This window comes from Klenkia soli, assembly GCF_900103975.1.
GTDB lineage: Bacteria > Actinomycetota > Actinomycetes > Mycobacteriales > Geodermatophilaceae > Klenkia > Klenkia soli.
Window position 1 is genome coordinate 113924 of sequence record NZ_FNIR01000008.1, and the last position, 19719, is coordinate 133642.

Genomic DNA, 19719 nt, shown 5'->3' on the forward strand with positions numbered 1-19719 from the left:
CATGAGCCAACGGACCACCTGGGAATACGCGACCATCCCGCTGCTGACCCACAACACCAAGGCCATCCTCGACTCCTGGGGGGTCGACGGCTGGGAGCTGGTCACCGTGCTGCCCGGCCCCGGCGGCGGCGACCAGCTGGTGGCCTACCTGAAGCGGCCCGCGGCGTGACCTCGACCGAGGCGACCAGCTGGCACGCCCGCTTGGCCGAGCTGGGGCTGCGGCTCCCGCCGGTCGCGGCCCCGGTCGCCTCCTACGTCCCCGCCGTCCGCACCGGCAACCTGGTGATGACCAGCGGGCAGCTGCCCTTCGTCGACGGCGGCCTGCGCCGCACCGGCAAGGTCGGCGGCTCGGTCGAGGCCGAGGACGCCGCCCACGACGCCAAGGTCTGCGCGCTGAACGCGCTCGCCGCGATCGACGACCTGGTCGGGCTGGACTCCGTGGCCCGGGTCGTCCGGGTCGTGGGCTACGTGGCGTCGGCCGAGGGCTTCACCGGTCAGCCGCGGGTGATCAACGGGGCCTCCGAGCTGATCGGCAAGGTGTTCGGCAAGGCCGGCGAGCACGCCCGCTCCGCCGTCGGGGTGGCCGAGCTGCCGCTGGGCGCGCCGGTCGAGGTCGAGCTCACCGTCGAGCTGCGCTGACGCCGCGGTGACCCCGGCTCCGGCGCAGCCCCGTCAGGCCGCCACCGTGCTGCTGCTGCGGGACGGGCCCGACGGTGTCGAGGTGCACCTGCAGCGCCGCACCCGCGGCATGCCGTTCGCCGGGGGCATGACCGCCTACATCGGTGGGGGCGTCGACCCGCGCGACGGCGGCGCCGACCTGGACTGGGTGGGCCCGGGGTCGACCGACTGGGCCGCCACGTGGGGCTGCGACGAGTCGACCGCCCGTCAGCTCGTGTGCGCCGCCGTCCGGGAGACCTTCGAGGAGGCCGGGGTGCTGCTGGCCGGGCCGGCGTCCGGCGGGGTGGTGCCCGACGTCTCCGGACCCGAGTGGGAGGCCCAGCGGCAGGCGCTGCTCACCCGTGAGCTGGCGCTGTCCGACCTGCTCGCCGCCCGGGGCCTGGCGCTCCGCTCGGACCTCCTGCGCCCCTTCGCGCACTGGATCACCCCGCCGGTCGAGCCGCGGCGCTACGACACCAAGTTCTTCGCCGCCGCCCTGCCGGTCGGCCAAGAGGCCCAGGACGTCTCGGGCGAGGCCGACGAGGCCGGCTGGTCCACCCCGGGGGCGGCGCTGGCCGAGCACGAGGCCGGCACCCGCCCGATGCTGCCGCCCACCATCCACACCCTGGGCCAGCTCGCGGCCTTCCCCGACGTGGCCGCGGTGCTCGCCGGCTGCCCGCCGGCACCGCTCGAGCCGATCAGCCCGACGTTCGCCGAGGACGCCGACGGCCAGAGGTGGGCGGTGCTCCCCGACGGCACGAGGATCCGCATCGTCGTCCCGCTGCCCGGGGTCTGAGAGCCGGCCACGCAGTGCCGGGCGCCCGTCGCGGGGGTCGAAGACCTCCCGACGGGCACCCGGGCAACGGCTCAGCGCAGCCGGGACGGCACCTGGCCGCGGTGCGATCCGGAGGATCGCGATGTCAGCGCGCTCGGCGGCGGAGGCGCTCCTCGTCGAGGACGACGACGGACTTGCCCTGCAGCTGGATCCAGCCGCGGTGCACGAAGTCGGCCAGGGCCTTGTTCACCGTCTCGCGGGAGGCGCCGACGAGCTGGGCGAGCTCCTCCTGGGTCAGGTCGTGCTTGACGCGCAGGCCGTCGCTCTCGCGGGAGCCGAACCGGTCGGCCATCTGCAGCAGCGCCTTGGCCACGCGGCCGGGGACGTCGGTGAAGATGAGGTCGGCGACCGAGTCGTTGGTCCGCCGCAGCCGACGGGCCAGCACCTGGAGCAGCCGCTCGCCCACCTCGGGGTGCGCCTCGATCCACGGGCGCAGCATCTGCTGGGGCATCTTGGCCAGGCGCACGTCGGTCACCGCGGTGGCGGTGGCGGTGCGGGGGCCCGGGTCGAACACCGACAGCTCGCCGAACTGGTCGGAGGGGCCCATGACGGCCAGCACGTTCTCGCGGCCGTCGGGGGAGCGCCGGGAGAGCTTGATCTTGCCGGACAGCACCACGTACAGGCTGTCACCGGGCTCGCCCTCGTTGAAGACCACCCGCCCGCGGGGCAGGTTGACCGTCTCCAGGCCGCTCGCCGTGGGCTCCGCCGCTTCCGGCGACAGCCCCTGGAACAGACCCGACTGGGCAAGGACCTCGTCCACCAGTGCACCTCTCGTACTTGCGTCATAGCGGGTGCGGTGAGCACCCACGTCCGGAGGCAGTCTAGGGCCTGTGGGTGTTCTCACCGTGCGGAGCGTCACCACGCTGCCCACGAAGGGTGGGACCGGTCAGTCCGAGGAGCGGTGCGCCGTCACGGCCTCGGTGCCCCGGGTGGTCCGTCCCGTGCGCCGACCGCGCCAGCGGTCCATGGCGCGGCGGATGCCCGAGGAGGCCAGGGCGTCGACGTCGGCCGGGGTGGCGGAGGCCAGGAACTCCTCGACCTGGCGCTGCGAGGTCGGCCGCCGCAACGGCTCCTCGACCCGCTCCATGATCAGCAGGAACGCGATCACGAGCGGGGGGAACAGGATGACGACGAGGGCGACCACCCAGCACCTCCTCGGATCGCGTGCGGTCGGGGCCGGTCGTGCCCCGCGGCGGCGGCCCCGACACGTGCTGTGACGAATGGGCCTGGTGGTACGAGCATGACAGGTCCGACCTGTCGGTGCCCCCGCCTACCCTCGACCGCGTGTCCGCACCTGCGTCGTCCACCCCCGTCCGCCCGGCCCGCGCGGTGCGGCTGGGGCTCTCGCCGTACGACACCGGCGAGACCCCGCTGGGGCGCACCCGGCGGGCCCGGCGCATGGCCCGCGAGCTCGCCCTGATCCACCCCGACGCGCACTGCGAGCTCGACTTCACCACCCCGCTCGAGCTGCTGGTGGCCACCGTCCTGTCGGCGCAGACCACCGACCGCACGGTCAACACCGTCACGCCCACGCTGTTCGCCCGGTACCCGACGGCGGCCGCCTACGCCGGGGCCGACCGCGACGAGCTCGAGACGATCCTCCGGCCCACCGGCTTCTTCCGGGCCAAGGCCACGTCGGTGCTGGGCCTGGGGCGGGCGCTCGTCGAGCAGTTCGACGGCGAGGTCCCCGGCCGGCTCGAGGAGCTGGTCACGCTGCCCGGGGTGGGGCGGAAGACGGCGAACGTCGTCCTGGGCAACGCGTTCGGGGTGCCGGGGCTGACCGTGGACACCCACTTCGGGCGGCTGGTCCGCCGCTTCGGGTGGACCGCCGAGGAGGACCCGGTCAAGGTCGAGGCCGTGGTGTCCGAGCTGATCCCGAAGAAGGAGTGGACCGAGTTCTCCCACCGGGTGATCTTCCACGGCCGTCGGGTCTGCCACGCCAAGAAGCCGGCGTGCGGGGCGTGCGGGCTGGCCCGTTCGTGCCCGTCGTTCGGCACCGGCCCGGTCGACCCGCTGCTGGCCGCGAAGCTCGTGAAGAGCCCGGCCGCCTCGGACACGCTGTGAGGCGGCTGCTGGTCGCCCTGGTCGCGGCGGCCGCGCTGCTGGCCGGCTGCACCGCCGACACCCCGGACGCCGCAACCCCCACCTCCGACCCGGCGGTGCAGGACGTCGACACCGCGCTCGCGTCCTGCCCCGAGCAGACCGGCGACACGATCGAGGCCGCCGACGCCCTCCCGCCGCTGACCTTCGACTGCATCGGCGGCGGCACCCTCGACCTCTCCCGCGCCCCGGGCGTGCCCACGGTGATCAACGTGTGGGGGTCCTGGTGCGGGCCGTGCCGCGCGGAGCTGCCGCTGGTGCAGGAGCTCGCCGAGGCCGCGGGGGAGAAGGTGCAGGTGCTCGGCGTGGTCACGACCGACACGCTCACCGCGGCCGACTCCTTCGCCGCCGATGCCGGGGTCACCTTCCCGAACGCGTTCGACCAGCAGGACGACCTGCTCGCCGAGCAGGGTCTGCGGGGTGCCCCGTACACCTTCTTCGTGACCGCCGACGGCACCGTGGCCCACACCGAGTCCGGCGCGGTGTCCTCCTACGACGAGCTCCGGCAGCTGGTGGCCGACCACCTCGGCGTCGACCTGTGACCGTCGACCTCGCCGGGGTGCCCGCGCACGTGCGGGCGTTGCTGGACTCCGCCGACGCCCTGCCGCTGCGGCACCGCATGGGCGACGCGACCGAGACGGCCCGGCGGTCGGCGGTGCTGGTGCTGTTCGGGGAGACCGAGCACGGTCACGACGTCCTGCTGATCGAGAAGTCGACCCGGCTGCGCACCCACGCCGGCCAACCCGCGTTCCCGGGCGGCGGTGCCGAGCCCGGCGAGGACTACCCGGTGGGGACGGCGCTGCGCGAGGCGTGGGAGGAGGCCGGTGTCGAGCCGTCCTCGGTCCGGGTGCTCGGCGAGCTGCCCGAGCTGTTCCTGGGGCCCAGCGACAACCTCGTCGTCCCGGTCGTGGGGTGGTGGGACGACCCGCGGCAGACCGTCACCGGCGACCCGTTCGAGGTGGCCCAGGTGGCGCGGGTGCCGCTCGCGCAGCTGGTCGACCCGCGACGCCGGTTCCGGGTGCGGCACCCCTCCGGGTACACGGGGCCGGCCTTCGAGGTGGCCGGCATGGTCGTGTGGGGCTTCACCGCGGGTGTGCTGGACGCCGTGCTCACCGCTGCCGGGCTGGCCCGGCCCTGGGACACCGACGACGTGCGCGACCTGGCCGGTGAGCAGGAGCGGGTCCGCGGCAGCGCCGCCGCGGACGAGGAACCGGCCGACCGCGCCGCGCCGACGGTCGCCGAGGCCCCGTCGTCCCCAGGTCCGCCGCGTACGGTCCCTGGGCGATGACGTCGAACCGAACGCGGGTCCTGCTGGCCGCGCTGCTGCTGGCGCTGGGCCTCGTCGGCTGCAGCAACCGCACCCCGGCCACCCCCGATGCGACCCGCACCCCCGACTCCGGGGTGGGCGAGGTGACCACCGACGCGGCCGGCGTGCAGGAGATCACGCTGGAGACCGGGGACGACTACGTCTTCACCCCGGACACGTTCACCGTGGCACCGGGCCAGGTCCGGCTGACCGTCACGAACACCGCGGCGCAGCTGACCCACAACTTCATGTTCACCACCGGCGCGGGCCCGGTGGACATCACCGAGCAGATCCCGCTGCTGGCCCCCGGTCAGAGCGAGACGATCGAGTTCACCGTGACCCAGCCGGGCGACTACCCCTTCGAGTGCACGTTCCACACCGCGCTTGGCCAGGTCGGCACGATGACCGTCACCGGCGCCACCGCGGCCACGACGAGCGGGTGACCCGGTGTCCCTCGTCGACCTGGTGCTCATCGCCCTGGCCCTGCTGTTCGCCCTCTCCGGCTTCCGGCAGGGCCTGATCGTCTCGGCCGCCTCGTTCATCGGCTTCTTCGGCGGTGCGGTGGCCGGCGCCCAGCTGTCCGGGCCGGTCGCCGACGAGCTGGGCGGTTCGACGCTGTCGCGGGTGTTCGTCGCCCTCGTGGTGGTGCTGGCCGGCGCCCTCCTGGGCCAGCTGGTGGCGGGCTACGTGGGGCGGGCCGTCCGGAAGAAGGTCACCTGGGAGCCGGCGAAGATCGTCGACGCCGTGGCCGGTGCGGTGATCTCCGCGGTCGCCGTCCTGCTGGTGGCCTGGATGGTGGCCACCCCGCTGGCGAACTCGGCGTTCCCGGCGGTGGCCAGCCAGGTCCGCCAGTCGACGCTGGTGCAGGCGGTCGACGAGGGGGTGCCCGACGGCGTCCGGTCGCTGTACGACTCCCTGCGCGAGGCGATCGACCGGCGGGGCCTGCCCGACGTCCTCGACCCGCTCACGCCCACCCAGGTGCGGGACGTCCCGGTACCCGACCAGGCGCTGGCGCAGAGCGCGGTGGTCGCCCAGGTGCAGGGGTCGGTGGTCAAGATCAGCGGCGTCGCGGCCTCGTGCTCCCGGCAGATCGACGGCTCGGGGTTCGTGTTCGCCGACGAGCGGGTGATGACCAACGCGCACGTGCTGGCCGGGGTCTCCGAGCCCACCGTGCTCGCCGAGGGCGAGACCTACGACGCGATCCCGGTGTACGTGGACGAGGAGACCGACGTCGCGGTGCTCTACGTGCCCGACCTCCCGCAGGTGCCGCTGCAGTTCAACCCGAACCCGGTCGACTCCGGCGCCGACGCGATCATCATGGGCTACCCCGGCGGCGGTGGGCTGTACGTCGGTGCGGCCCGGGTGCGGGACCGCGGGGCGATCAGCGGGCCGGACTTCCGCGCCGAGCAGACCGTCGTCCGCGACGTGTACGCGCTGTACGGGCAGGTGCGGGCGGGCAACTCCGGTGGGCCGCTGCTGGCCTCCGACGGCACGGTGCTGGGCGTCGTGTTCGCCTCCGCGGTCGACGACCCCGACACCGGCTACGCCCTCACCGACGCCGAGGTCGCCGACGCCGCCTCCCAGGGCGACACCGCCACCGCCCAGGTCGACACCGGCCCCTGCGAGTAGTCAGCGCGCCCCCTGGTTCCGCCGGCGTGGATCAGCTCCGACGACCGATGTGCATCCTCACCAGTGGACGTCGGGAGCGGAGGATGCACGCTGGCGGCGGAGGATCACACGACCCCGAGCGATCGCTCGAGGAACGGGGTGCTCCAGGGGCGTGACCGCGGTTCCCGGCGCAGTCCGGCGCGCCAGGGCACGATGCGGACACCGGCCGGCAGCTCCAGGGGTGCGGCCAGGAGCGACCGGATGCGCTCTGCCTTGGCGGTGAGTCCGGGGCCCAGGTCGGCCGCGGCGATGCGGGTTCCCACCAGGCCGAGGTCGACCAGTTCGTCGTGTCGGCGCTTCTCGTCCCACCCGACCTCGGACGGCGATCGGCCGCGCCAGGGATCGGTCCACTTCACCCGACCGTCCACCTCACCGAACGCAGGCGTGCCCGGGAACCACAGGTCCAGGACGGCGACGAGGCGTTCGTCGCGCAGGACGGCGGCCTGCAGGACCGGCTCGGGGAGTCCTCCGGCCAGTAGCCCCAGACGGGCCCGGGTCTCCAACGGGGAGTGCGCCCCGACGCGGGCCAACCGGACGGCGCCGGCGAGGGCACCCACGCCGACCCAGTGGGCCTGGGTCAGGACCCCGGCCGTCAGTTCCTCCACGGTGATGCGACCGTCGGCCAGGGCGTCGTCCAGCGCGATGACCGCGTCCGTGACGTCCCACTCCCGGCCGACGTCGAGCAGGGTGCGTCGCAGGGTCGTGACCGGCAGGGGCGGGAAGGTCTCGACGTCTCCCGAGGGCAGGCCGGCGGCGAGCACCCGGTAGTCGCGACCGGTGCGGAAGCGGCGGGGGTCGGTCGCTGTCACCTGGTGGCCCACGCCGCCGGGGAGGACGAGGTCGTGCAGGCGGGCCGCCGTGACGTGGCTGAGCACCGTGGTCGACCGGCCCAGGCGGGCCAGCACGGCTGCCGCCTCCAACCCGTGCCCCCGTCCGGCAGCAGCGTGCTGCCGCCAGAGCTCGTCGGTGGTGTGGACGCCGTACCGCACGGTCCGCCATCGACCTCCCCGGACGAGGGCCGCGATCCCGTGGCGGGTGTGGCCGACAGCCACGGCATCGGCGGTGGTGAAGACGCCGCCGCGGCGGGTCAGGGCAGTGAGCAGGAGCGGGTGCACGTCCGCAGGTTGCCGACGGCGGACACCGATGGAGCGGCGTCGGCGGATCTGTGGACGGGCACGCCAGATGTGGACGGGGACGCCCGCCGCACCAGGTCGTGCGCTATGAGCTCACCTCGTCGTCCAGCACCTGTGTGCATCCTGCGCACCCGACATCGGGGGCGGAGGATGCACAGTGCTCGTCGCACCTGATCCACGCCGGGGTGACGGCCGGTCAGCGCGCCCAGGTGGCGATGGCCTCGCTGACCAGGTCGGGGGTCTCCTCGTGCGGGAAGTGGCCGATGCCGGCCAGTTCACGCCACTCGTAGGCGCCGGCGACGTAGCGGCCCGAGCCCTCGGCGGTGCGCGGCAGCACGCAGGGGTCCAGCGCGCCGTGCAGCTGCAGGGTCGGCGCGGTCACCGGCGCGGCCATGCGGCGGGCGTAGCGCAGGCCGTCGGGGCGCAGCTGCGAGCGGAACGCCCACCGGTGGAACTCCATCGCCCCGTAGGCGGCCTGCGGGATGCGGGCGGCGTCGCGGTACCGGGCGACGGCGTCGGCGAAGTCGGCGGTGTGCACCCAGCCCGGCCCGGCCCAGCGGCGCAGCAGCTCGGCGACCGGGTCGTCGTCGGCGCGGGTCAGCCGGCGCTCGGGCAGCCGCGGCAGCTGGTAGCGCAGCGCGTAGCGGGAGGCACGGCGCTGGGCGGCGTCGGCCATGCCCGAGCGCAGCTCCCGGGGGTGGGCCGACGACAGGACGACGAGGCCGCGGACGGTGCGCGGGTGCAGCGCGGCCATCGTCCACCCGACGAGCCCGCCCCAGTCGTGCCCGACGACGACGGCGTCGGGCTCGCCCAGCGCCCGGACGACGGCGGCGACGTCGGCGGACAGCGTGGGCAGGTCGTAGCCGCGCGGGGGCTTGTCGCTGCCGCCGTAGCCGCGCAGGTCGACCGCGACCGCCCGGTAGCCGGCCTCGGCCAGCGCGACGAGCTGGTGCCGCCAGGCCCACCAGAACTGCGGGTAGCCGTGCACCAGCAGGACCAGCGGCCCCTCACCGGCCTCGGCGGCGTGCAGCCGGACCCCGTTGGCGGAGATGTCCCGGTGCTGCCAGGGGCCCGGGACCAGTGCGCTGGTGGCGTCGGGTGCGGTCACCCCAGCCGGGCGTGCGCGTCGGCCTTCACCACGTGCCCGTCGCGGACGACGGGCAGGTCGTGCTGGCGCTGGCCCGGGGCCTCGCGGCGCATGACGTCGGGCAGGTCCTTCAGCGTCTCGATGGTGCGCGCGGGCTTGCGGAACTTCTTCGTGAACTTGATGCCGACCAGGACCAGGAGCCCCGCCAGCAGCAGCAGGACGCCGAACACGACGAAGTAGCAGACGAAGCGCGGCAGGCCCAACCAGGTGAGCAGCTCGGCGATGCCGATGAACAGGAAGATCGAGCAGTACAGCGCCATGACGCCGCCGACGGCGATCAGGCCACCGCCGATGCCGACCTTCTTCACCGAGGCGCCGACCTCGGCCTTGGCCAGCTCGACCTCGCTGCGGATCAGGGTCGAGACGTCGGCCATGGCGCTCTGCACCAGCGAGCCGATCGAGGGCTCGACGGGACCGGCCGGTTCTCCGGACAGTCGGGTGCTGGGCGCGCTGTGGGCCACGGGTTCTCCTCGGTGGAACGGTGTGTCGAGAGTTGATCGTGCCTCATCCACCCCACCGCGGCCCGCCGTGGAGTCGCAGCGCATCGTTTTCCGAGCGCTGCGACTCCACCGTCAGTCCTCGGACGAGGCCGGCATCTTCTGGCCGATCAGGTCCATCACCGAGGAGTCGGTCAGCGTCGAGACGTCGCCCAGCTCGCGGTTCTCGGCCACGTCGCGCAGCAGGCGGCGCATGATCTTGCCCGAGCGGGTCTTGGGCAGCTCGGCGACGACCATGATCTGCCGCGGCGACGCGATGGGCCCGATCTCCTTGCGCACGTGCTGGCGGAGGGTCGTCACGAGGTCCTCGCCGGAGTCCTCGGCGCCGCCGCGCAGGATGACGAACGCGACGATGCCCTGCCCGGTCTGCGGGTCGGTCGCACCCACGACCGCGGCCTCGGCGACGGTCGGGTGGCTGACCAGCGCCGACTCGACCTCGGTGGTCGAGATGCGGTGGCCGGACACGTTCATCACGTCGTCCACCCGGCCCAGCAGCCAGATGTCGCCGTCCTCGTCGAGCTTGGCGCCGTCCCCGGCGAAGTAGACGTCCTTGCCGTAGCGCGACCAGTAGGTCTCGACGTACCGCTCGTCGGAGCCCCAGATGGTGCGCAGCATCGACGGCCACGGCTCGGTGAGCACCAGGTAGCCGGTGGCGCCGGGCTCGACCGGCTTGCCCTCCTCGTCCACGACCGCGGCGGAGATGCCGGGGATCGCGCGCTGCGCCGAGCCGGGCTTGGTGGCCACGACGCCGGGCATCGGGGCGATCATGTGCGCACCGGTCTCGGTCTGCCACCAGGTGTCGACGACGGTCGCCGTCCCGTTGCCGACGTTCTTGCGGTACCAGAGCCACGCCTCGGGGTTGATCGGCTCGCCGACCGAGCCCAGCACCCGCAGCGTGGAGGTGTCGAAGGGCTCGAGCTCCTGCGCGCCCCACTTCATGAACGTGCGGACGACGGTCGGCGCCGCGTAGAGGATCGACACCCCGTACTGCTGGACGATCTCCCACCACCGGCCGCGGTGCGGGGTCTCGGGGGTGCCCTCGTACATGACCGAGGTGGCGCCGTTGGAGAGCGGGCCGTAGACGATGTAGGAGTGCCCGGTCACCCAGGCCACGTCGGCGGCGCACCAGAAGACGTCGGTGTCGGCCTTGAGGTCGAAGGTGGCCCAGTGGGTCCACGAGACCTGGGTCAGGTAACCGCCGGAGGTGTGCAGGATGCCCTTGGGCTTCGCCGTCGTGCCCGAGGTGTACATGATGTAGAGCGGGTGCTCGGCGTCGAAGGCCTGCGCCTCGTGCTCGGTGGACTGGCCGTCGACGAGGTCGTGCCACCACTGGTCGCGGCCCTCGGTCCACTCGACGTCCTGCTCGGTGCGCTTGACCACCAGCACGTGGTCGACGCCGGTGACCTTGGTCAGCGCCTCGTCGACCGCGGGCTTGAGCGCGCTCGGCGCACCGCGGCGGTAGCCGCCGTCGGCGGTGATCACGACCTTGGCCCCGGCGTCCTCGACCCGGGAGGCCAGGGCGTCGGGGGAGAACCCGCCGAACACGACCATGTGGACGGCGCCGATGCGGGCGCAGGCCAGCATCGAGATGACCGCCTCGGGGATCATCGGCAGGTAGATCGCGACCCGGTCGCCGGCCTGCACGCCGAGCGACGTCAGCGCGTTCGCCGCCTTGGACACCTCGTCCTTGAGCTGGGCGTAGGTGATGTCGCGGGTGTCGCCGGGCTCGCCGACCCAGTGGTAGGCCACCTTCTCGCCGCGGCCGGCGGCCACGTGCCGGTCGACGCAGTTGACGGCCACGTTGAGCTCGCCGCCGGTGAACCACTTCGCGAAGGGCGGGTTGGTCCAGTCCAGGACCTCGTCCCAGGTTTTGGACCAGTCCAGCCGGCCAGCTGCTTGGGCCCAGAAGGCCAGCCGGTCCTCCTTGGCCAGCCTGTAGGTCTCGGCAGTGACGTTGGCGCTGCCCGCGAGCTCGGCCGGTGGCTCGAACACCCCGCCGGCCGGGATCTCGTCGGTCAGGCTCTGGGTGCCGGTCTCGCTCATGCCGCCTCCTGGTGCTGGGCGTCGCGCAGGGAGCCGGCGACGCTGCCTCGCCGTCGACCCTAGGGGAGGCCGCCCGCCCCGTCAGGTCGGCCGCAACGCCTCCGGCAACCACCGGCCCGGGGAGACTGGGGCCGTGACCCCGCCCGACGACGCCCAGGCCCGGGTGGCCGCCGTGCTGCCCGGTGCCGCGATGCTCGGGCTGCTGGTGCCGCCGGGTTCCCGGCCGGTGCCGGCGACCGCGTTGGCAGACGAGGCGTGGACCGCCGAGTTGCTGGAGCTGCGGGCGCTCACCGCCCGCACCGACGACCGCCGCGTGCTGGCCACGCTCTGGTGGTACTCGGCGTCGCTGGTGCTCGTCGGCCCGGCCCTGGCGGGGTTGGTGGCCGGGCGCCGGCTGTCGGCGCGGTTGGCCGACACCACGCTGCACCTGGTCGGTGACCTGCCCTACGCGGCCACGTCGCGCTCGGCCACGGGGGACGTCGCCGCCGACCTGGGGGAGTCCCTCGCCGCGGTCGTGGCGGTCGTGGCCCGGGCGGGCGGTGTGCGCGAGGCGCCGCTGCGGGCCATCGCCACCGATTCGTTGGCCAACAAGCTGCTCGCGCTGGGCCGGGCGCGGGGGGACGTCGCCGCGGTGACGTCGTTGGCGGCCCCGCTGGCCCGGGCGGCCGGGCTGCCGGCCCCGCGCTGGGTCGAGGCCGGGGGGCAGGTCTTCACCCGGCGTGCGTCGTGCTGCCTGGCCTGGCGGATGCCCCACGAGGTGGTGTGCACGTCGTGCCCGCGGCGGGACCCGGCGGAGCGGCAGGTCCTGCTCGAGGACACCGCCGCGCGGATGCCCTGACCGCTGCTCAGCGAGGGGCGTCGGGCCGGACCAGGTCGCGGTAGGCGGCGGCGTAGGCCTGCAGGTCGGCGGCGGCCCGGGCGGCCTCGGCGGCGACCGGGCCGTGCGCGGCGGGGAGGGCGGCGCTCGCGCGGACCGCGCCGGTCACCTCGGCGACGGCGGCCAGGTGGGCGCGCGCGGCGTCGTGCAGCTCGGCGGACCGGGTGGTCGGTGCGGTCGCGGCCAGGCGCAGGGCGCGGGACAGCGCGTGCGCCTCGTCGGCCAGCCCGGGGAGGACGTCGGGGACGTCGCCGAGGTGGGCGTCGACCCGGCGGGCCGCGGCCACCTCGCGCTGCAGGGACATCGATGCGGCGGTCACCCGGAGGGCGAGCCCCGCCGACGTCCGGTCCGTGCCCCGCGGGTCGCGGACGGCGCCGGCGGCCAGCGCGGCGTAGCCGCCCAGCTCGCGGCCGCGCCGGACGGCGCCGCTGCCGCGCACGGCGTGGACGGCCCGTCGGGTGCCGACCACGGCTGCCGTGGTGACCCCGCCGGCCACGACCAGCAGGAGGACGACGAGCACCAGCACGAACTCCACGGGACACCTCCGCTCGGTCACCCCGGGTGAGGGACGCGCGCCCGACGATAGTCGGGTCGGGCGACCGTCGGACCGGTCCGTCACGCCTACCCGTAACCTCCGGTCACGGGTGTCGTTGTCCGGTCACCCGCCCGGCTGCGATCCCGCCGGGAACCGCCCGTGAACGACCAACGGAGGTCGCCGCCGTGCCCCAGCTCCACCCCTCCCGCCGCACCGGCCGCCACCTCCTGGCCGGCGGCCTGCTGTCCGCCGTGGTCGTCCTCGGCACTCCCGCGGTGGCCTCCGCGGCCGACGACAGCACCTCTCCCCTCGGGAGCATCCCCGGCCTCGACCAGCTCCCCATCCCCCTGCCCGGAGCGGGCACGGGAGGGGACGACGGCGAAGGCGACACCGGCGGCGACACCAGCGGGGCACCCGCACTGCCGGGCCCCGACGACCTCGACGCCGGAGCTGCCTGCGTCGCCGGCCTGGTCGACGGCATCACCGTGCAGGTGGGGGAGATCGTCGGTGGCTTGACCGGCATCCTCGTCGGCCTCACCGGTGTCGGGTCCACCACCGTGGGCGCGGAGCAGACGGCCACCATCCCGATGACGCCCGAGGAGTTCCTGGCGCTGCTGTCACCCGCGCAGCTCCAGCAGCTCCTGGCTGGGGGGCAGGAGTCCCTCACCGTCGGCATCCCGCTGGTCGTCGAGGGTGTCGCCGGCATCGTGCCGGTCGTCTTCGACTTCGTGAGCTGCCTCGCCTCGCTCATCCCTGCCGCCACGCCGACCACCGTCTCGCCGGGTTACACGCCTCCGGCCGCCGCCGCGCCGACCACCACGGTCGCGCCGGCGATCACCACCAGCGCGGCGCCGACCCAGGCGGTGGCCTACCCGGGCTACGCCCCGACCGGCGGTGCCCCGAGCGACGACGACGGCTCCCCGGCCGCCCTGGTCGGGCTGGGTCTGCTCACCGCCGCGACCGGTGGTGGCGCGCTCTGGCTGCGGGCCCGCCGTGGCGTCGCCTGACCGGGAGGGCGGGGCCGGTTCCGGCCTGACCGTCCTGGTCACGCTGGCGGTGCTGCTCGGCGGGGGTCTCTGGTACGGCGTCGGCACGCACTCGGCCGACCCGGTCCCGGCGACGTCGACCGCCGAGACCCCCCTGGTCCCGGCCGCCCTCAGCGTGCCGGCGATCGGGGTCGAGGCACCGGTGGAGGCGCGGGGGACCGTGCAGACCACCAACGTGTTCACCGGCCAGCAGGTCGCCGGCTACGGGGTGCCCGAGGACATGGCGGCGACGTCCTGGTGGTCCGACGGCCCTGAACCGGGGTCGGGCCAGATGGCCGTCGTCCTGGGGCACGACGTCCCGGGTGACGCGCCCGGGGTGTTCGACCGGCTCGACGAGCTGCAGCCCGGCGACGCCGTCGTCCTCACCGACGCCGCGGGCACCGCGCTGCAGCTGCAGGTGATCGAGGCGCCGCTGACCGGTCTGGACAAGTCGACCTCGGCGCTGTCCGACGCGCTGAACGGCCACCCCGAGGGCGCCGACGTCGCGCTGGTCACCTGCGGCGGCGAGTTCGACGAGTCGGTCGGCGCCAGCGACCAGAACGTGGTGGTCTTCGCGTCGGTGGTCTAGGCGCCGAGGCCGACCACGTCGCCGACGACCCAGACCGCGGGCGGGCGGACGGCCTCGTCGGTGATCGTGCGGCCGAGGTCGGCCAGCGTCGTCCGGATGAGCCGCTGGGTGGGGCTGGCGCCGTCGACCACCACCGCCACCGGGGTGTCGGCGGCCCGGCCGTGCTCGACCAGGGCGGCCGCGATCGCCGGGGCGGTCTCGACGCCCATGAGCACCACGAGGGTGCCGCGCAGCCGGCCCAGCGACGGCCAGTCCACCAGCGAGGCCGGGTGGTCGGGCGGCACGTGCCCGGAGACGACGACGAACTCGTGGGTCATGCCGCGGTGGGTGACCGGCACGCCGACCAGCCCGGGGACGCCGATCGCGCTGGTCACCCCGGGCACCACCTCGACCGGCACCCCGGCGGCCGTGCACGCCTCGAGCTCCTCGAAGCCGCGGCCGAAGACGAACGGGTCGCCGCCCTTGAGCCGCACCACCCGCTTACCGGCCAGCGCGTGCTCGACCAGCAGCGCGTTGATCTGCTCCTGGGCCATCGACCGGCCGCGCGGCAGCTTCGAGGCGTCGACGACCTCGACGTGCGGGGGCAGCGAGGCCAGCAGCGACTGCGGGGCCAGGTGGTCGGCCAGGACGACGTCGGCGCCCGCGAGCGCCTGCCGACCGCGCACCGTCATCAGCCCGGGGTCGCCGGGGCCGCCGCCGACCAGCACCACGCTGCCGCGGGCATCCCGGGGGCGCGAGGCGGTGTCGGGGACCGTGCCGTCGGTCAGGCCGGCCAGGACGGCGTCCCGGATGCCGACGGCCCGCTGCGGGTCGCCGCCGCCGTGCACGCTGACCACGACGTCGCCCTGCCGGCCGACCGCCGGCGTCCACACGCTGGAGCGCGACCGGTCGTCGGCCCGCGCGCAGAAGATCCGCAGCGACTCGGCTTCGTCGGCGACGGCGGCGTTGACCTCGGGTGCGTCGGTGGCGGCCACGGCGTACCAGGCCTCGGCGAGGTCGCCGGCGGCGTAGGGGCGACGGAGCCAGGTCAGCGCACCCGGCTCCACCAGCGCCTCCAGGGCCGGGGTGACCTGGGGGCTGACCACCGTGACCACGGCGTGCGCGTCGAGCAGGCCGGCGACCCGGCGGTGGGCGACCGAGCCACCGCCGACGACCACGACGTGCTTGCCGGCCAGCCGCAGGCCGATCGGGTACACCGACCCGGAGGCCGGGTCGACCGGGGTGGCGGGCATCAGGCCTTCTCGGTGACGCCGGCCGAGTCGAACGTGGCGACGTCCTGGAGCGCCCGGGCCGCCGCGGCCACCAGCGGGGTGGCCAGCAGGGCGCCGGTGCCCTCGCCCAGGCGCAGGTCGAGGCCCAGCAGCGGGCGCAGGCCCAGGTGCCGCAGGGCCAGGGCGTGCCCGGGCTCGGCGGAGACGTGCCCGGCGAAGGCGTGCTCGAGCGCGGCCGGGCACAGCGCCGCGGCGACCAGGGCGGCCGAGCCGGCGATCACGCCGTCGAGCACCACGGGGACGCGGGCGGCGGCCGCGCCGAGCACGAAGCCGGCCAGCGCGGCGTGCTCGAGCCCGCCGACCTCGGCCAGCACGGTGAGCGGGTCCCGGTCGGCCAGGCGGGCCACGGCGCGCTCGACCACGGCCACCTTGCGGGCCAGCGTGGGGTCGTCGACCCCGGTGCCGCGGCCGGTGGCCGCGGCGGGGGAGGCGCCGGTGAACGCGCAGACCAGCGCGGCCGACGCGGTGGTGTTGGTGATGCCCATGTCGCCGGTGACCAGGCAGCCGTGGTCGGCAGCCAGCTCGGTGGCCACCGCGATGCCCACCTCGACGGCCCGCCGCGCCTCGTCGACGGTCATGGCCGGGCCCTCGGCCAGGTCGGCCGTGCCGCGCCGCACGTTGCGGTCCAGGAAGCCCGGGGCAGGGGCGGACGGCGTGGCGACCCCGACGTCGACCACGACGACGTCGGCGCCCAGCGATGCGGCGAAGGCGTTCACCACGGCGCCGCCCGCGGCGAAGTTGGCCACCATCTGGGCGGTGACCTCCTGCGGCCACGGGGTGACGCCCTGGCCGTGCACGCCGTGGTCGCCGGCGAACACGGCCACCGCGGTCGGGCCGGGCAGCGGCGCGGGGCAGACCCCGGCGGTGCCGGCCAGCTGGGCCGCGACGTCCTCGAGCACGCCGAGCGAGCCCGGCGGCTTGGTCATGCGGTCCAGGCGCTCGCGGGCGGCCCGCTCGGCGGCGGGGTCGCGGGGGCGGATCGCTGAGATGGTGTCGTCGAGCAGGCTCATGGTCGTCCCAGGATCGCAGCCGCGCCCCGGGGTCAGGTCGCGGGACCCCCGGTCGGCAGCTCGACCGCGACGTCCAGCCCGCCGCCGGGTCGGGCGGTCGCGGTGACGGAGCCGTCGTGCGCCTGCACGATCGACCGCGCGATGGTGAGGCCGAGCCCGGCGCCGCCGCTGTGGTCCAGCCGGTCCCCGCGGGCGCGCCGGAAGGCCTCGAACAGCCGGGGCACCGACTCCGGGGCCACCTCCGGACCGGTGTTGACCACCCGCAGCACCGGGTGCCCCGGGCCGACGGTGACCCAGAGGTCGCCGTCCCGGTCGTTGTACTTGATGCCGTTGTGCACCAGGTTGGCCACCAGCCGCTCCAGCAGCGCCGACTCGCCGGGGACCTCGACCGGGGCCACCTCGGCGTGCACGCGCACGCCGGCCGCGGTGGCCAGCGAGGCGTGGGTGGCCAGGGTGTCGGCGACGACGGCGTCCAGCCGCTGCGGGGTGCGCGAGCTCAGCCCGCGGTCGGTCTCGGCGAGCACCAGCAGGCCCTCGACCAGCGCCTCGTTGCGCTCGTTGGTGTCCAGCAGCTGCCGGGTCAGCAGCTCCAGCTGCTCGGGCGAGGGGGTGCCGACCATGCCCACCTCGATCAGCGTCCGCTGGATGGCCAGCGGTGTGCGCAGCTCGTGCGAGGCGTTGGCGGCGAACCGGCGCTGGCCCTCGTAGCCGGCCGACACCCGGTCGAGCATCTGGTCGACCTGCCCGGCCAGCCGCGTGTACTGGCTGCGCCGTCCGCGCACCTCGGTGCGCTCGGCCAGGTTCTGCGGCCCGAACCGGGTGACCGTCGTGGCCAGGCTGCGCAGCGGCCGCCCCGACCACAGCACCAGCAGCGCCACCGCGGCCAGCACGAGCAGGCCGACCACCACCAGGCGGGTGACGGTGCCGGCCACCGAGAACGTGTCCGGGTTGCAGTAGGTGTCGCCCCAGTCCCGCCAGTCGCCCGTGCAGACCAGGATGCGGGAGTCGTAGAGCACCACCCGCCACAGGTTGCGGGCCTGGACCACCGCCCAGGGCAGCACGAAGGCGCCCCCGACGAGGGCCACGACCAGGGCGGCGAAGACCCGGACGCGCAGGCTCACCCGAGACCCAACCGGTAGCCGACCCGCGGCACGGTCTGGATCACCGGCGGTTCACCGAGCTTGCGGCGCAGGGTCATCACGGCCACCCGCACGGCGTTGGTGAACGGGTCGGCGTGCTCGTCCCACGCCTTCTCCAGCAGCTCCTCCGCCGTCACCACCCGGCCCTCGGCGCGCATGAGCACGGCCAGGACGGCGAACTCCTTGGGCGACAGCGAGAGCACCGCGCCGTCGCGGGACACCGTGTGCCGGGGGACGTCGAGCACGATCCCGCACTGGTCGAGCACCGGCGGGGTGACGGCGCGGGACCGCCGGCCCAGCGCCTGCACCCGCGCGGCCAGCTCGGCGAAGGCGAAGGGCTTGGTCAGGTAGTCGTCGGCGCCCAGCGACAGGCCGTCCACCCGGTCCCGGATGCCGCCCGCGGCCGTCAGCATGAGCACCCGGGCGCCGTCCCGGGTCTGCGTCAGGTGCCGGCACACCTCGTCGCCGGTCCGGCCGGGCATGTCCCGGTCCAGGACGGCGACGTCGTAGCGGTTCACCGACACCAGCTCGAGGGCCGCCTCGCCGTCGTAGCAGACGTCGACGGCCAGGGAGAGCCTGCGCAGCCCCTCGGCCACGGTGTCGGCGAGCAGCCGCTCGTCGTCGGCCACCAGCACCCGCATGCCCGCTGCCCCCCGTCGCTCCGAACCCGGCATGCCACAGCATGCCGTGACCGGGCATAAGGATTCGGTAAGGACGAGCTGAACGCTGCCCGTATGCGCCGCTCGGGACGCTGCCGGCGTGCCTCGCCCGCTGCCTCCGGTCCCGCCGCCCGTGCGCCGTCCGGCCGCTCCTCGTCCCGCCCCGCGACCCCCCGCACGTCCCACCCCGCGTCCGGTGGTGTCGACCTACCGGCACGGGCAGAAGCTGTCCGGCCCGGGGCCGGTCCGACCGCCGTCCCCGCGCCCGGCGGCCCGCCGGGTGGTGCGCCGGCGGCGCTGGCCGCGGGCGGTCGGCGTCCTCGCGGTGCTGCTGGGCGGGGTCCTGCTCGTCGAGCACGTCGTCGCCCCGGCCGAGGCCGGTGCGCCGGCGGTCGTCGCCGGGCCCGACATCGCGTGGCCGGCGCAGGGCCAGGCGGCGTACACCACCTCGGCCATCACCGACCTGCGGGCCGGCGGGCCGCAGGAACCGGTGCCGATCGCCAGCCTCACCAAGGTGATGACCGCCTGGGTGGTCCTGCAGCAGCACCCGCTGGAGGTCGGCGAGGACGGTCCGACGATGCAGATCACGCAGGACGACGTCGCCGACACGCAGCGGCGGCGGGACGGCGGGGAGTCCGTGGTGGACGTCGAGGCCGGCGAGGAGCTGACCGAGCTGCAGGCGCTGGAGGCGCTGCTGCTGCCCTCGGCCAACAACGTGGCGGTGGTGCTGGCCCGGTTCACCGCCGGCTCGGAGGCCGACTTCGTGGACCTGATGAACGCCGCCGCCGACGACCTCGGGCTCGCCGGCACGCACTACGACGACGCCAGCGGCATGTCGGCGGCCAGCGTCTCGACGGCCGCCGACCAGGTGGTGCTCTACGACGTCGCGCTGCGCGACCCCGTGTTCGCCGCGATCAGCGGGGCCGCGACCGCGGAGATCCCCGTCGCCGGCACCGTCTCGACCACCAACGGCCTGCTCGGCACCGACGGGTTCGTGGCCGGCAAGACCGGCTCCCACGACGCGGCCGGTGGCTGCCTGGTGTTCCGGGTCGACGCGGTGGTCGACGGCCGACCGGTCACCGTCACCGGCGCGGTCCTGGGGCAGCGCGGGGGGCCGCAGGTGCAGGCCGGGCTGGACGCCGCCCAGGCCCTCGCCACGGCGGTGCGGGCCAGCAGCGACGTCCAGGGGGCGGCGTGAGCCCGGCGCGGCTGGCCCGGGAGCTGGAGG

23 protein-coding genes are annotated in these 19719 nt (G+C 75.1%); 12 read left to right on the forward strand and 11 right to left on the reverse strand.

Annotated features, from left to right (window positions below):
• Window position 1 precedes the first annotated feature (1 nt).
• From sp36 to BLS67_RS13660, 3 genes are read left to right on the forward strand one after another with little or no spacing between them, the layout of a single operon-like run.
• Window positions 2–169 carry a Sp36 family protein gene (sp36, locus tag BLS67_RS23830; protein ID WP_091246060.1) on the forward strand — a complete coding sequence of 56 codons (168 nt, stop codon included), beginning with the start codon at window positions 2–4 and terminating at the stop codon, window positions 167–169.
• Complete coding sequence (locus BLS67_RS13655; protein WP_091246063.1) at window positions 166–639, forward strand: RidA family protein; 474 nt, start codon at window positions 166–168, stop codon at window positions 637–639. The genes sp36 and BLS67_RS13655 overlap by 4 nt, the downstream gene beginning before the upstream one ends.
• A 7-nt stretch (window positions 640–646) precedes the next feature.
• The gene (locus BLS67_RS13660) at window positions 647–1453 is read left to right on the forward strand and encodes an NUDIX hydrolase (protein ID WP_091246066.1); all 807 of its coding nucleotides are present in this window, start codon (window positions 647–649) and stop codon (window positions 1451–1453) included.
• Between the two features lie 124 nt (window positions 1454–1577).
• Here the strand turns inward: BLS67_RS13660 and BLS67_RS13665 are convergent, their stop codons facing one another.
• Both BLS67_RS13665 and BLS67_RS13670 read right to left on the reverse strand, forming a co-directional pair.
• Window positions 1578–2252, reverse strand: a complete 675-nt coding sequence (locus tag BLS67_RS13665; protein ID WP_091246068.1) for a Crp/Fnr family transcriptional regulator — start codon at window positions 2250–2252, stop codon at window positions 1578–1580.
• Window positions 2253–2378: 126 nt separating this feature from the next.
• Complete coding sequence (locus tag BLS67_RS13670) at window positions 2379–2636, reverse strand: hypothetical protein (RefSeq protein WP_091246070.1); 258 nt, start codon at window positions 2634–2636, stop codon at window positions 2379–2381.
• A 140-nt stretch (window positions 2637–2776) separates the two neighbouring features.
• Between BLS67_RS13670 and nth the strand changes: the two genes are divergently transcribed.
• Genes nth through BLS67_RS13695 form a run of 5 tightly spaced genes read left to right on the forward strand, consistent with a single transcriptional unit; the run spans window position 2777 to window position 6527 of the window.
• Window positions 2777–3556 (forward strand): endonuclease III, encoded by a 780-nt coding sequence (gene nth / locus BLS67_RS13675; RefSeq protein WP_091246073.1) that lies wholly within the window; start codon window positions 2777–2779, stop codon window positions 3554–3556.
• Window positions 3553–4134 (forward strand): TlpA family protein disulfide reductase, encoded by a 582-nt coding sequence (locus BLS67_RS13680; RefSeq protein ID WP_091246075.1) that lies wholly within the window; start codon window positions 3553–3555, stop codon window positions 4132–4134. The genes nth and BLS67_RS13680 overlap by 4 nt, the downstream gene beginning before the upstream one ends.
• Window positions 4131–4880 carry an NUDIX hydrolase gene (locus tag BLS67_RS13685; RefSeq protein ID WP_242654069.1) on the forward strand — a complete coding sequence of 250 codons (750 nt, stop codon included), beginning with the start codon at window positions 4131–4133 and terminating at the stop codon, window positions 4878–4880. The genes BLS67_RS13680 and BLS67_RS13685 overlap by 4 nt, the downstream gene beginning before the upstream one ends.
• Window positions 4877–5341 (forward strand): plastocyanin/azurin family copper-binding protein, encoded by a 465-nt coding sequence (locus BLS67_RS13690; protein WP_091246078.1) that lies wholly within the window; start codon window positions 4877–4879, stop codon window positions 5339–5341. Before BLS67_RS13685 ends, BLS67_RS13690 begins: the two co-directional genes overlap by 4 nt.
• 4 nt (window positions 5342–5345) lie before the next feature.
• A complete protein-coding gene (locus BLS67_RS13695; protein ID WP_091246081.1) occupies window positions 5346–6527 on the forward strand; it encodes a MarP family serine protease in 1182 nt (393 codons plus the stop codon).
• A 104-nt stretch (window positions 6528–6631) separates the two neighbouring features.
• Here BLS67_RS13695 and BLS67_RS13700 read toward each other — a convergent pair whose 3' ends face one another.
• The 4 genes from BLS67_RS13700 to acs all read right to left on the reverse strand — a co-directional run bounded on the left by BLS67_RS13700 (window position 6632) and on the right by acs (window position 11386).
• Complete coding sequence (locus tag BLS67_RS13700; RefSeq protein WP_091246083.1) at window positions 6632–7681, reverse strand: hypothetical protein; 1050 nt, start codon at window positions 7679–7681, stop codon at window positions 6632–6634.
• A 214-nt stretch (window positions 7682–7895) separates the two neighbouring features.
• Complete coding sequence (locus BLS67_RS13705; protein WP_091246086.1) at window positions 7896–8807, reverse strand: alpha/beta fold hydrolase; 912 nt, start codon at window positions 8805–8807, stop codon at window positions 7896–7898.
• Window positions 8804–9307: a phage holin family protein gene (locus tag BLS67_RS13710; RefSeq protein WP_242654070.1), complete on the reverse strand. Its 504-nt coding sequence runs from the start codon at window positions 9305–9307 to the stop codon at window positions 8804–8806. Before BLS67_RS13710 ends, BLS67_RS13705 begins: the two co-directional genes overlap by 4 nt.
• A 111-nt stretch (window positions 9308–9418) precedes the next feature.
• The gene (acs, locus tag BLS67_RS13715) at window positions 9419–11386 is read right to left on the reverse strand and encodes an acetate--CoA ligase (protein ID WP_091246093.1); all 1968 of its coding nucleotides are present in this window, start codon (window positions 11384–11386) and stop codon (window positions 9419–9421) included.
• A gap of 133 nt (window positions 11387–11519) precedes the next feature.
• Between acs and BLS67_RS24750 the strand changes: the two genes are divergently transcribed.
• On the forward strand, window positions 11520–12224 hold the full coding sequence (locus tag BLS67_RS24750; protein WP_278247134.1) for a (2Fe-2S)-binding protein: 705 nt from the start codon (window positions 11520–11522) through the stop codon (window positions 12222–12224).
• Window positions 12225–12231: 7 nt separating this feature from the next.
• Here the strand turns inward: BLS67_RS24750 and BLS67_RS13725 are convergent, their stop codons facing one another.
• A complete protein-coding gene (locus BLS67_RS13725) occupies window positions 12232–12798 on the reverse strand; it encodes a hypothetical protein (RefSeq protein WP_091246096.1) in 567 nt (188 codons plus the stop codon).
• 185 nt (window positions 12799–12983) lie between these two features.
• Here BLS67_RS13725 and BLS67_RS23835 point away from each other — a divergent pair, with 185 nt between their 5' ends.
• Both BLS67_RS23835 and BLS67_RS13730 read left to right on the forward strand, forming a co-directional pair.
• The gene (locus BLS67_RS23835) at window positions 12984–13805 is read left to right on the forward strand and encodes a hypothetical protein (protein WP_165617585.1); all 822 of its coding nucleotides are present in this window, start codon (window positions 12984–12986) and stop codon (window positions 13803–13805) included.
• Window positions 13792–14412, forward strand: a complete 621-nt coding sequence (locus BLS67_RS13730; RefSeq protein WP_165617586.1) for a class F sortase — start codon at window positions 13792–13794, stop codon at window positions 14410–14412. Before BLS67_RS23835 ends, BLS67_RS13730 begins: the two co-directional genes overlap by 14 nt.
• Here BLS67_RS13730 and cobA read toward each other — a convergent pair.
• From cobA to BLS67_RS13750, 4 genes are read right to left on the reverse strand one after another with little or no spacing between them, the layout of a single operon-like run.
• A complete protein-coding gene (gene cobA / locus BLS67_RS13735) occupies window positions 14409–15644 on the reverse strand; it encodes a uroporphyrinogen-III C-methyltransferase (protein ID WP_091246103.1) in 1236 nt (411 codons plus the stop codon). The two genes, BLS67_RS13730 and cobA, sit on opposite strands and share 4 nt — an antisense overlap.
• Window positions 15644–16693, reverse strand: a complete 1050-nt coding sequence (cobT, locus tag BLS67_RS13740; RefSeq protein ID WP_091246106.1) for a nicotinate-nucleotide--dimethylbenzimidazole phosphoribosyltransferase — start codon at window positions 16691–16693, stop codon at window positions 15644–15646. The genes cobA and cobT overlap by 1 nt, the downstream gene beginning before the upstream one ends.
• Before the next feature lie 32 nt (window positions 16694–16725).
• Window positions 16726–17814, reverse strand: a complete 1089-nt coding sequence (locus BLS67_RS24115) for a sensor histidine kinase (protein ID WP_207500577.1) — start codon at window positions 17812–17814, stop codon at window positions 16726–16728.
• A complete protein-coding gene (locus BLS67_RS13750; RefSeq protein WP_091246108.1) occupies window positions 17811–18473 on the reverse strand; it encodes a response regulator transcription factor in 663 nt (220 codons plus the stop codon). Before BLS67_RS13750 ends, BLS67_RS24115 begins: the two co-directional genes overlap by 4 nt.
• A 214-nt stretch (window positions 18474–18687) precedes the next feature.
• Here BLS67_RS13750 and BLS67_RS13755 point away from each other — a divergent pair, with 214 nt between their 5' ends.
• Entirely contained in the window at window positions 18688–19689 is a 1002-nt protein-coding gene (locus BLS67_RS13755; RefSeq protein ID WP_109504749.1) for a D-alanyl-D-alanine carboxypeptidase family protein, read from the forward strand.
• Window positions 19690–19719 lie beyond the last annotated feature (30 nt).